An 11,260-nucleotide genomic window follows, 5' to 3' on the forward strand; every position below is an offset into this window, starting at 1 on the left:
AGCTGCTAAAACGGCAGCTTTTTTGCCGAGATAATTTATAGGATATGATTCTTCTTAAATAAAACAGTATAATAAGAATTGCGGAAATATATTGAGAGGAGTTTTACTATGTCCTATCCAAACACAAAAGAAACCATTAGTTTGTTAAAAGAAATTGTTTCCATTCCGAGCCCTTCCGGTAAAACAAATGAAGTGATCACATATGTAGAAAAGTACCTGAATGAGCTGAATGTCGAAACAAAGCGGAATCGCAAAGGCGGCCTTATCGCGACACTTCCTGGAAAGGATCAAGCAAATCACCGGATGCTGACAGCGCATGTGGATACACTGGGAGCAATCGTTAAAGAAATTAAGCCTGGCGGACGGCTTAAAATTGACCTTATCGGCGGTTTTAAATACAACTCCATTGAAGGTGAATATTGCGAAATTGAAACCTCTTCCGGCAAAAAATTCACTGGCACCATTCTTATGCATCAGACTTCTGTTCATGTATATAAAGATGCTGGGAATGCTGAAAGAAATCAGGACAATATGGAAGTCCGCCTTGATGAAAAAGTACATAATGCTGAAGAAGTGCGTGCTCTTGGCATTGAAGTGGGAGATTTTGTTTCCTTCGATCCCCGGGTGCAAACGACACCTTCCGGATATATTAAATCCCGCCATCTTGATGACAAAGCGAGCGTATCCATTCTTCTTCAGCTTATTAAACAGCTGAAAGCAGAAAACATTGAGCTGCCATATACTACACACTTCCTTATTTCAAACAATGAAGAAATTGGCTATGGCGGAAACTCGAATATCACTCCGGAAACCGTTGAATATCTGGCGGTTGATATGGGGGCAATGGGAGATGGCCAATCAACAGATGAATATACAGTATCCATTTGTGTAAAGGATGCGAGCGGCCCTTATCATTACGAATTAAGAAAACGGCTTGTTCAGCTGGCACAGGAAAATGAGATTGGCTACAAGCTTGATATATATCCTTTTTACGGATCTGATGCTTCAGCTGCCATCCGGGCAGGCCACGATATTGTACATGGTTTAATCGGTCCGGGAATCGACTCTTCCCATGCCTTTGAACGCACACATGAAGACTCAATTGAAAATACGGCTAAATTGCTTTACCATTATGTTCAATCAGAGATGGTCCTATAATCAGTTAAAAAACTGTACCCGGTCAGCCGGAGTGCAGTTTTTATATGTCTATAATTCTATTCTTCTTCAGGCGGTCTCTTCCCTCTTTGCAGTTCCCAGATGGAAAGTCCGAAATCCATTTGCAGATGAGGATTATCCTTAAAATGCTTCCAATCCCCTCCCCATTCAAAACCGAGTCCCTTGGCAATTTCGACTACTTCCATCCAATCAGCCTTATCATTGCCATTGCCATCGTATTGCATATCCCAAATAACCTGGCCGTCAACAGACAGCAATGCAAAATCAATTGCCAGCCCGAAATTGTGGTATGACTCGCCCCCCTTGGCATGTGTTACAATGCTTCCTTCCTTGGAGCGGCCTTTTTCATAAAGGGTATCCTGCTCTTCGATGCTTCTAAAATCCTGTGTAATGACCACGTTAATTCCTTTATCCGCAGCTTTGGCAATCAGCTCTTCCTTTTTTTCTGCAACGATTGGATGAAGATGAACAGGCAGAGGTACGTCTTTAAGATCGGGTTCTTCTATTTGCTGAATGTATTGATAGAATATGAGTCCGACAGTTGTAATCACTAATATAAAGAGAACAAAGCTTCCTAATTGTTTAAAAAACAATGATAAATGTCCTTTCTTTGCTGGTTCTTTGGATAGATGCTTTTATTATTTTAGCAGGAAATTGAACAAATTTCATTTAGAGAGAGATTGCCTATCTCTGATTCACCAATTAAAAAGACGCCAGCATTTGCTGGCGCGCTTCCTATAATTATCGATTTTCCATCCATTCCGGCTTTCCGAAACCTTTGAATTGTTCATCGATCACTTTTTCAAACTGGGCTGATTCAACTGCCTCTTTTAAGTCTTTAGCTAATTGGGTATCATCATTCTTTGAGTCGATTACAACCCTGTTGCGATATTGATCTGGCATATTCTCAAGCTGCAATGCATCCAGAAGATTCATTTTTGCTGCAAGGGCAAAGTTTCCTGGAACGGCTGATAAATCAACGCTATCCACAGCACGCGGAAGCTGAGCCGCTTCAATTGGCTTAAATTGCAGGTTTTTCACATTGTTTTCAACATCTTTTTCAGAGACTGTAAGCGGATCGGCATCCGGGTTTAATGTGATAAGTCCAGCGTCCTCAAGAATTAAGAAAGCACGTGCTGCATTAGTTGGATCATTAGGAATCGCAATGGCTGCCCCATCTTCAATTTTATCAAGTGAAGTGAATTTTTTTGAATAAATTCCCATTGGCGCAGTTGGAACAGAAATAACTTCCGAAAGATCAATTTTATGTTCTTTTGCGAAGTTTTCCATATAGATTTTATGCTGGAACAGGTTTGCATCCAGGTCACCTTTTGAAAGTGCCAGATTTGGCTGGATATAATCGCTGAATTCAACGACTTTCACAGTGTAGCCTTTGTCTTCAAGAATCGGTTTAATTGCTTTGCTTGCCATGTCACTGTAGGGACCCGACGTAGCCCCTATACTGATTTCCTTCTTTTCGGCGCTTGCTTCAGAAGAAGAATCCTCGCTTCCGCATGCTGCCAAAATCCCTAATGTAAGAAGAAGCAATAGTGCTAATCCTAATTTTTTCATTTTCTTTTCCCCCTGATGTATTTTTTTATCTTTTATCAACTAATCTGGCAATCCGGTCACCAGCTAATTGGAAAAGCTGGACCAGGCAAATTAGAATAATAACGGTTGTAAACATAACTGTATTATCGTATCTGTAATATCCAAAGCGGATGGCCAGGTCACCGACTCCGCCGCCGCCGACAATGCCTGCCATCGCTGAGTAAGCGACAAGACTGATGACGGTAATGGTAATACCCTGGATGATTCCCGGTTTCGCCTCCGGAACGAGAACATCCTTTATAATCATCCATGGCGACGCTCCAACAGCTACAGCAGCTTCAATCACACCCTTATCAATCTCCCGCAGTGACTGTTCAACAATCCTTGCGAAAAATGGAATGGCAGCTACTGAGAGTGATACCGATGCAGCAGTCGGTCCTATGGTTGTTCCTGTGATCATATTGGCTAAAGGCAATAAGACAATGAGCAGAATGATGAATGGAATGGAACGAATCATGTTAACGATAAAACCAACAATGTTTTTAAAAGATGTGTTTTCCATAAATAAACCTTTATCTGTAACGAATAGCAAGATACCTGTCGGAAGCCCAATAACAATGGCAACAATCATTGAAATCCCAACCATATAGATGGTTTCAAAAAACGCTTTATTGAGTTCTGGCAGTATACTTATTAAACTATCAAGCTGCATCTCTGATCACCTCCAAACTCTTTGTCCTCTCCGTGATGTAATGGATGGCACGTTCAATTTCGAGCGTCGCACCCGTCAGTTCCATGACAAAGATTCCGAGCGGCGTATCCTGTATATACTCAATTTTCCCGTGAAGGATATTGCCTTTCACTTTAAATTGCTGGAACACATCTGAGATAACTGATTCTTCGGCTATGCTGCCTTGGAAATAGATCTTGATAATTTTCCCGTCTCGCTCCTTTAAAAGCTTATCCGGCAAATCAAACTGCAGGATGCTGTTTATGAAATCTTTTGTCAGCGGTTGCTGCGGGTTTGAGAAGAGATCGTACACTTTTCCTTCTTCAATGACTTTTCCGTCCTGCATGACCGCCATCCGGTCGCAAATATCTTTCACAACTTCCATTTCGTGGGTAATTAATACAATGGTCAAGCCAAGTTCTTTATTGATTTTTTTTAACAGAGCCAGGATTGACTTTGTTGTGCTAGGGTCCAGCGCGGATGTTGCCTCATCACATAAAAGAACAGATGGATTATTGGCCAAAGCCCTTGCTATGCCTACACGCTGCTTTTGTCCGCCGCTTAGCTGTGACGGGTATACATCCCGCTTGTCTGTCAGTCCCACCATATCAAGCAGCTCTTTTACACGTGCATCTATTTGGGACTTTGTTTTGTGTGCCGCTTTTAATGCAAATGCAATATTTTCATAGACTGTTTTTGAACTAACCAGATGAAAATGCTGAAAAATCATTCCTATTTTCAAGCGAGCCTTTCGCAGGTCTTTCTTACCAAGTGCAGTTAATGACAGACCATCAATCTTTATCTCTCCTGAAGTCGGTGTTTCTAATAGGTTTAAGCATCTAAGCAATGAGCTTTTCCCTGCCCCGCTGTACCCTACAATTCCGAAAATCTCTCCTTTTTCCACAGTAAGTGTTACATGATCTACACCCATTACACTGCCTTTTTTCATTTCATATACTTTTACTAGTTCCTTTATTTCTATCATTCAGATCCCCCATTCATTGTTCCAATTTCAAGTAAAAAACCTCTTTCCATTCGGAAAGAGGCATCGTGTATGTATGACGACTTATCTTTCAGAATGAAATCATTCTGCAGGAAGTGGCACCGTTCCGTATTGGAGGTTGCCGGACGTCATAGGGCCTGATCCCTCAGTCACTCTTGATAAGTTTGCTATTAAGTTGATAGTGAAAATATTATATCAATACAAGTAAATTGTCAATAAGTATTTTATATTCAGACTTCTTTAGGAAACGCTTACGTTCTTGTGGGAGTAAGAAAAGATTTTTTTGTGCAATTGGTTTTAGCCGTTTAATTAAGGGTATATAAAAGCCAAGAAATATTAGCCAAGGAGGAGACTTGAATAAACAGAGAACAAACAAATGCAATATTGATCAGCTGAAAGGCGAGATGAAAAAACAGTACGAAAAATTTACCAATAATGAATCGAAAGAAACTGAAGGCAATATGGAGAAGATGAAAGGCCAAGCCAAAGAAACATGGGGCGATACGAAGAAGCACTATCAAAAACCTTCAATGATTCAAGAAATTAAAAAAGGTACCAGCAGCTTTTCCAGCTGCTGGTACCTTTTTTGCGTGTCTATGTTTCATTTACAATTAATTGGGTAATAGATTAAAAAGTTGTTCTAGCACCCAGGTAACGTGGCTTCCAATAAGAATTATTCATATCGCTGATTTCGACACCTCGTGAAGAACCTGCATGAATAAACTTGTTATTTCCAAGATAGATTCCCGCATGAGATGGGCCAGCTTTATAAGTTTCAAAGAAAACCAGATCACCTTCACGCGGTGATGTAACAGATCTTGTAGCACTCCAAATGGAAGCTACGGTACGAGGTATAGAGATTCCTGCATTGCTATAGACATAGTTAAGATAACCAGAGCAATCAAAGCCTGATGGTGTGCTGCCTGCCCATACATAAGGAACACCAATATATTTTTTTGCCCCGGCAATAAGCTCATTAACCTTGGATGTTGACTGGGCTGCTACTCTTGTTTCTGACAGCTGGCTGGCTGCAGAACCAGACACTTTTAGCGTTTGACCGGCATAAATCAAGTCTGAAGACAGATTATTTAGAGCCTTTAATTGTGAAACCGATACATTATGGCGAGATGCAATCCCTGAAAGGGTGTCTCCTCTTTGAATTGTATAGACACTGCTGTCTCCTGAAGAAGCAGTTGGCGCAGGAGCAGAAGAGCTTCCTTTGACTCTTAGTCTTTGGCCAGAATAAATAATATCGCTGCTTAATCCATTCAAATTCTTAAGAGCATTGGCAGAGAGGCCATTTTTTCTTGCAATTCCCCATAAAGTATCGCCAGATTTCACTGTGTAGCTAACAGTTACGCTTCCCGCTGTACTTTGAGATGACTCATGGCTATGTGGTGGTAATAGTGTCATAGACACTCCGGCATAAATCGTTGAACCCGAAATATTGTTCCATTTCTTTAATTCTTCCACTGATAGATTATGATTAATGGAAATTCTCCATAATGTATCACCTGATTGAACTTTATATCTATTTTCATGAGCACTTGCTTCACCATTGAACGTTGTAAACAATAATCCAGCTGTCGCAGCCATTGTAAGTAGTTGTTTTTTCAAGTTGTACACTCCTTAAATTTCTTTGACAACCTAATATTAGTAATTAATCTAGTAAAATCCTACCTGAAAATATTGGAGTGTTTGGAAAGGAAAACTTTTAATTCCTTAATATTCCTAGTATCCCTTTATATTCCTATAATCAATAGTTACATAGTCCCGGTATAAGGGATAATTTCAAATAAATAAATAAAAAATACGTGTAATACAAACCAAATAATCCGAAAGTTTTAAATAAACTTTTTACTAGAAAATAACCCCAATTTTAAGTTTCTTTTGCTATTTTCCTCAAAACAAAAGAAAAAAGCCAGTCCAATAGACCAGCTTTTAGTTCTGTTTATCTCCATACTCTTTTGTTTTCAACTCTGTTTGTAAGTCCAATTGAATCAAGCCTCTCCAAGAAAGGAATCATATATTTTCTCGAAAGCCCAAGGATTTCCTTGGCATCCCCGACTTCGAAATCTGAACCTGTCCCTCTCTTTAGCTTTTCCACTGCGTCCCTGAAATAATCTCCATGCCAATAGAATTGTCCATCAAGAGGGGAAATTGCCCCCTGATCTTCTAAGAAGCGTTTTAAATCAACCTTAAGATGATCTGGAATTCCTGCGGATTGATAGTAATCATCAAAATTCTTTACTTTTAAGCCATCTTTTTTCAAATCTGCTAGAAGGTTTTCAGTGCGTTTTTGCCAGCTCTTCGGTGCGTGGGGGTTAAAATCTGCATTATGCAGAAATTGCCCTTTCCTTCTGAAAATACCATTTTCTATCCCTAGGTTAATTACATATTCAATTAGTGCTTTTGGATAGACCCTTTGCATGACCTGTAGAAGCTCCGCTTTGTTTAGCCCCTGTTTCAATGAATTTTCATGGTGGAATTCATGCAAATAGCCGTATATTTCTTGTTCAAGACTTTTTTGCTGTGAAGCAAGTATAAAATCTTTGCTATTAATTTGAAGGAAATCAGAGGCAGTAAGTACTTCACTTGCCGTCTGTTCATCAAGTGAAGTTTTTGCCATGATTTCAGGAAGCGCCAGGCTTTTGTCTTCTGCTAAAGCTGCAATAATTCGGTCTTTGGGGCTTCCCTCTTTTTTCTTAGTTAGGTCTTCAATGGTTTGCAGTCCAAACCGGTATTTATCACCATTTGGATCAATTACCCAGCCTCCGCCAATAGTCTCCACCGGACTTGGCCTGCGTAAAATAAACCGGTCTCCCCTTTTTGTTACAATCTCCTCATCCAAACGCAGCTGGCAAAGAATTTCTCCTGAAGTATCTTTCAATTCATTACGATCGAAAAATACAATTCTTCCCATAACCTCGGCAGTGCCGATATGACATTTAACAGGCATCCGCTGTTTGATGGGATGTTCAAGATCATCAACAATTCTTAAAGCCACATCAATTGTTTTTGTCACACTAAAATGTTCAGAAGAAACTAGGACTTCTCCCCTCTCCAGATCTTCTTTGGAAACACCGGAAAGGTTAATCGCAGCCCTTTGCCCTGCAAACGCAGAAGGAGAAGGCTGATGATGGACTTGAATTTGTCTTGCCTTTACATCAAGACCTGCTGGCAAAACTTTAAGAGCCTGACCTTCCTCAATTTTGCCTTCGTAAACAGTTCCCCTTACAACCGTTCCTTGCCCTTTTACAGTAAATACCTGATCAATCGGAAGCCGGAATGCCCCTTTGGCATCCCTTGTATCTTGTTCTTTCAAAATATGTATGATTAAGTTCTTTAACTCTTCTATTCCTTTTCCTGATAAACTATCTGTTAACACAAATGGTACACTTTCAAAAACAGTTCCTTGAAGTTCCTCCATGACTTCCTCTTTCACAAGATCGATGAATTCGCTGTCTACCCGATCCATCTTTGTGATTGCTACAATACCATTCTGGATTCCAAGGAAGTCGAGTATCTCCAAATGTTCTTTCGTTTGCGGCATCACACCCTCATCCGCTGCCACCACAAGGACAACCAGATCGATACCTGCAACTCCGGCAATCATCTGCCTGATGAATCGTTCATGGCCTGGAACGTCTATAACTGAAATTTGGATTTCTCCATCCTCATGTAGGGGTGCAAATCCAAGCTCAATGGAAATCTGCCGTTCTTTTTCTTCTTTTAGTCTGTCTGTATCCACATTTGTTAATGCTTTAGTCAAAGTTGTTTTTCCATGATCGATATGGCCTGCCATACCTATAGTAAAATACCTTTTTGTCAATTATGCCACCTACTTATTCGTACATTTTTTTACTGTATCTTGAAAAAAAGAATCTTTCAATCAAACTGATTTTACAAGGACATGAAAGCGCCGACTGCTCCGCTGTATTCTCCATTCGGAAGGAAATTAGGAGAAAGGTTCAGCATCCTCGTGTAATGCTCTAAACGCGATTTCAGCAGGTTATTACTTTTAAGTGTGCCTCCAATATAAACAAGATCATGAACCTGATGAAGGGCAGCTGCCTGCATACTCAACAGAACAATGGTTTCTGCAATCATATTTGTTAAACTCGACATTTTATCTTCATTGCTGACATTTTCATTTAGTTTCGATTTTCCAAAATTGCTGGCAGTCAGGCTTCCACCAATAGGCGGTTTGGAAGGAAAGTAGATATCTTTAACCAGTAAATCAGTTTCCTTGTTATCCCCTTTGGCTGCCAGGGAAACTAGCTCCGCAAAGTCATTTACACCAGTAAGCAGCTTCCCAAGGCCCATAAATGTACCTCCGCCGATGCCACTTCCTAATAAACGGCTATAACTTGTGCCTTTATTCATGTAAATGGAAGTACCCGTTCCAATATTAATCAGCAGATATGGATCCTTCCAAATTCCTGCCCCCTTCATTAAAAAAGCAGCTCCTTCACAGTTTGCCTCAAACTCGGAAATGATTGACGCATCCGGAAAGTAATCTTTTTTTAGGCTTGCGGATCTTCCTCCGGTCAAGGCAATGGAAGCAACCGGTATAGTTATGTTCAGCCAGCCCGTAAGCGCTTGCAATTCATGTGTTGAAAATGTTTTATAGTGAAATCGTCCTTTCTCTCCATAAACCATTTTCAGCAAAGTGCCTCCTGCATCGATCCCAATTTTAACCGGTTTCATGACATATCCTCCATTCGTTCTTTCTTACTATTATTCATCTTAAATGGAGCCAGCAAAATAAAAAACAGCAATAGTGCAGCTCCTTCAAGCGACAAGATGTAAAACGGATATGGACCAAGATAATCCAGCAATGAAGCATTTTCAGGTTTATAGGCAACGAACATATAGTTTCCACCCGTTATTTGGTTAGCCCAGAAAGCTGCACAGGCACTAATGTTCAAAAACAGAAAGGAAAGAAGCATCCCATTGCCAGTTGGTTTGAATTGATGGACAAACACATAATAAAGGCATGTCCAGATAATAAGATTATGGGTAATGAAAAATTGAAAATAGCGAAAGTGCGGAAACCCTAAAAAAAGCTCGGGAGTTAAAATAGCCATTAAAGCGCCTACAATCCCGATAAAATAAACAACCTGAAAGATCGCATTTGATTTTGTTGCCAGTAGTACCAGACAAAGGATAAGACTAATTGAACATAAATGGAGAGGCAAAGTGAAGGAGATATCCCATTGGCCATTGTTGAAGAGCCAGATATGATAAAGCAATTCTAAAACAAAAAGCAGGAAAAACATCATTCCCCTAACCCAGGCGTCAACTTGACGAAGCCTCTTCCTGAGTATAAAGAGGATGCCGGAAACAGCAGCAAGTAAAACAATCATTAAAATATGTGAAGCTGTAAAAACAGTAAAAGGGAAAGCATTATAATCATAAGAAAAAATTCCTGGCATGATAAGTCTCCCTCCAGACTGATTCCTTATTCTATCCTTTCTGCAAACCTTGCTGCGCTTCCTTGGATTGACTGGTAAATGGGATTACCTCACGTTTTTTGCCATCTTTGCATTACTCATTAAACCAAAGCGGATCGTCATTATCCACTTCGCCATTATAATTAATCAGTATCTCCTCGCCAGCTTTTATATCTTTATAGGCAAAAAAGTCGAAGGTGTGATTGTCGAAATTAATGTCATAGACAGCATTGGGTTTATAGGAATGATTAAAAAGCATGCCATAGCCTAAGAGGATAGCGCTGTGCTTACTTCCGTATTCAAATGCATAATCAGCAAGGGCGGTTTTTTCAATGTGCCTGTGCTCTTCATTGGGATAAGAGAGAACTGGAGCTTCATGAATTAATTCTCCTTTTTTTATATCACGTGTTGCAAAAACACCTCTGTTATGTTCACCATCACTAATTGTAGATGTTTTAATCTCAATCATATTATTACCTGCTCATTCTCGTCATTGACGTATTTTTTAGCCGCAGTATACAGTTTAGCCAAAATAAAAACTCTATAATAGCGGAGGTTTCTATACTATTTTTCGGTAAGTTGATATGCTTCGAATTCTAATTTTTTTGTTGTTTCCAGCTGAATTAATTTGGGAGATGCCAGCTGGATTTTTTGAGAGAATAAAGGCCCATCATAAACATAAGTATGATACTCTCCAGACTCACCCATTGGACAAGCATTCACATTCTGAATATCTCGCAAAAAAGCGGAATCAAGATCTCTTCCAAGCCATGAGGAATCCAGCACATCTTCACACACGCGAATCACTTTCGCTTTATAGCCAGAGTCTATAAATGTTTCCAAAGCCTTTATACTATCTTTTTCCTCCATCCAGAGAGGATATACAGCCTCTATCCCTGCTTCAGCTGCTGCCTTTTCTCCCCATTCACGATGTCCTTCCAGGTACAAATCCCCGAAAGCAATGCCTGTTAGGCTGTACTCTTCTTTAATTTTCTTTAAATCGTCAACGAAACGTTGAGTATAATCTTCAAAAGAACAAGAAACGAATGCCAAGGGAATCGACAAAGCCTTTGCCTGGAGGCTAATCAATTCTATCTTCTCGCCATGCCCAAAGGTTCTGCCGATTTCTGCTGGCACAGTTGTAAGCAGACATGCAACCTCAACTCCCTTGTTTATTAAAACGTCTAAAGCTAGGCTGCTGTCTTTTCCGCCGCTCCAGGATAAAGCTACTCTATTATTCATTTTCACACCTTCTTAACCGCTTAAGTTAGGAAGAACAGGATAGGCAATCTATCATCTTCCATTTATATGGATCTTTAAAACCGCAGATTCACATTTAAAACT

At 40.0% G+C, this 11,260-nt stretch carries 12 protein-coding genes and 1 riboswitch; of the genes, 2 read left to right on the forward strand and 10 right to left on the reverse strand.

Annotated features, from left to right (window positions below; genetic code table 11):
- Positions 1–108: 108 nt before the first annotated feature.
- Complete coding sequence (locus tag NCCP133_RS15225) at positions 109–1,158, forward strand: M42 family metallopeptidase (protein WP_264805916.1); 1,050 nt, start codon at positions 109–111, stop codon at positions 1,156–1,158.
- Between the two features lie 56 nt (positions 1,159–1,214).
- Here the strand turns inward: NCCP133_RS15225 and NCCP133_RS15230 are convergent, their stop codons facing one another.
- The 4 genes from NCCP133_RS15230 to NCCP133_RS15245 form a co-directional block, all read right to left on the reverse strand.
- On the reverse strand, positions 1,215–1,769 hold the full coding sequence (locus NCCP133_RS15230; RefSeq protein ID WP_309298077.1) for a M15 family metallopeptidase: 555 nt from the start codon (positions 1,767–1,769) through the stop codon (positions 1,215–1,217).
- 148 nt (positions 1,770–1,917) lie between these two features.
- Positions 1,918–2,748, reverse strand: a complete 831-nt coding sequence (locus NCCP133_RS15235) for a MetQ/NlpA family ABC transporter substrate-binding protein (protein WP_264805917.1) — start codon at positions 2,746–2,748, stop codon at positions 1,918–1,920.
- 25 nt (positions 2,749–2,773) lie between these two features.
- Complete coding sequence (locus NCCP133_RS15240; protein ID WP_264805919.1) at positions 2,774–3,439, reverse strand: methionine ABC transporter permease; 666 nt, start codon at positions 3,437–3,439, stop codon at positions 2,774–2,776.
- On the reverse strand, positions 3,429–4,442 hold the full coding sequence (locus NCCP133_RS15245; protein ID WP_264805920.1) for a methionine ABC transporter ATP-binding protein: 1,014 nt from the start codon (positions 4,440–4,442) through the stop codon (positions 3,429–3,431). The genes NCCP133_RS15240 and NCCP133_RS15245 overlap by 11 nt, the downstream gene beginning before the upstream one ends.
- A gap of 78 nt (positions 4,443–4,520) precedes the next feature.
- Positions 4,521–4,625: riboswitch (SAM riboswitch) on the reverse strand.
- 188 nt (positions 4,626–4,813) lie between these two features.
- Here NCCP133_RS15245 and NCCP133_RS15250 point away from each other — a divergent pair.
- Complete coding sequence (locus NCCP133_RS15250) at positions 4,814–5,083, forward strand: CsbD family protein (protein WP_264805921.1); 270 nt, start codon at positions 4,814–4,816, stop codon at positions 5,081–5,083.
- Between the two features lie 4 nt (positions 5,084–5,087).
- Here the strand turns inward: NCCP133_RS15250 and NCCP133_RS15255 are convergent, their stop codons facing one another.
- The 6 genes from NCCP133_RS15255 to NCCP133_RS15280 form a co-directional block, all read right to left on the reverse strand.
- Positions 5,088–6,077: a C40 family peptidase gene (locus NCCP133_RS15255; protein ID WP_264805922.1), complete on the reverse strand. Its 990-nt coding sequence runs from the start codon at positions 6,075–6,077 to the stop codon at positions 5,088–5,090.
- Between the two features lie 334 nt (positions 6,078–6,411).
- Entirely contained in the window at positions 6,412–8,292 is a 1,881-nt protein-coding gene (gene selB, locus NCCP133_RS15260; RefSeq protein WP_264805923.1) for a selenocysteine-specific translation elongation factor, read from the reverse strand.
- Positions 8,293–8,363: 71 nt separating this feature from the next.
- The gene (gene coaW / locus NCCP133_RS15265) at positions 8,364–9,170 is read right to left on the reverse strand and encodes a type II pantothenate kinase (RefSeq protein ID WP_264805924.1); all 807 of its coding nucleotides are present in this window, start codon (positions 9,168–9,170) and stop codon (positions 8,364–8,366) included.
- A complete protein-coding gene (locus NCCP133_RS15270; protein ID WP_264805925.1) occupies positions 9,167–9,898 on the reverse strand; it encodes a YwaF family protein in 732 nt (243 codons plus the stop codon). Before NCCP133_RS15270 ends, coaW begins: the two co-directional genes overlap by 4 nt.
- A 112-nt stretch (positions 9,899–10,010) precedes the next feature.
- Positions 10,011–10,385: an SET domain-containing protein gene (locus tag NCCP133_RS15275; RefSeq protein WP_264805926.1), complete on the reverse strand. Its 375-nt coding sequence runs from the start codon at positions 10,383–10,385 to the stop codon at positions 10,011–10,013.
- Positions 10,386–10,480: 95 nt separating this feature from the next.
- Positions 10,481–11,158, reverse strand: coding sequence for a diphthine--ammonia ligase (locus NCCP133_RS15280; protein WP_264805927.1), 678 nt, complete (start codon positions 11,156–11,158; stop codon positions 10,481–10,483).
- Between the last annotated feature and the right edge of the window lie 102 nt (positions 11,159–11,260).

This window comes from Cytobacillus sp. NCCP-133, from assembly GCF_026011715.1.
Classification (GTDB): domain Bacteria; phylum Bacillota; class Bacilli; order Bacillales; family Cytobacillaceae; genus Cytobacillus.

What these genes read in the sequence shown, in the direction of transcription:
- NCCP133_RS15235 (WP_264805917.1), bottom strand. Translation starts at nt 2,748, where the DNA reads ATGAAAAAATTAGGATTAGCACTATTGCTTCTTCTTACATTAGGGATT.
- NCCP133_RS15280 (WP_264805927.1), bottom strand. Translation starts at nt 11,158, where the DNA reads ATGAATAATAGAGTAGCTTTATCCTGGAGCGGCGGAAAAGACAGCAGC.
- coaW (WP_264805924.1), bottom strand. Translation starts at nt 9,170, where the DNA reads ATGAAACCGGTTAAAATTGGGATCGATGCAGGAGGCACTTTGCTGAAA.
- NCCP133_RS15240 (WP_264805919.1), bottom strand. Translation starts at nt 3,439, where the DNA reads ATGCAGCTTGATAGTTTAATAAGTATACTGCCAGAACTCAATAAAGCG.
- NCCP133_RS15275 (WP_264805926.1), bottom strand. Translation starts at nt 10,385, where the DNA reads ATGATTGAGATTAAAACATCTACAATTAGTGATGGTGAACATAACAGA.
- NCCP133_RS15270 (WP_264805925.1), bottom strand. Translation starts at nt 9,898, where the DNA reads ATGCCAGGAATTTTTTCTTATGATTATAATGCTTTCCCTTTTACTGTT.
- NCCP133_RS15225 (WP_264805916.1), top strand. Translation starts at nt 109, where the DNA reads ATGTCCTATCCAAACACAAAAGAAACCATTAGTTTGTTAAAAGAAATT.
- NCCP133_RS15245 (WP_264805920.1), bottom strand. Translation starts at nt 4,442, where the DNA reads ATGATAGAAATAAAGGAACTAGTAAAAGTATATGAAATGAAAAAAGGC.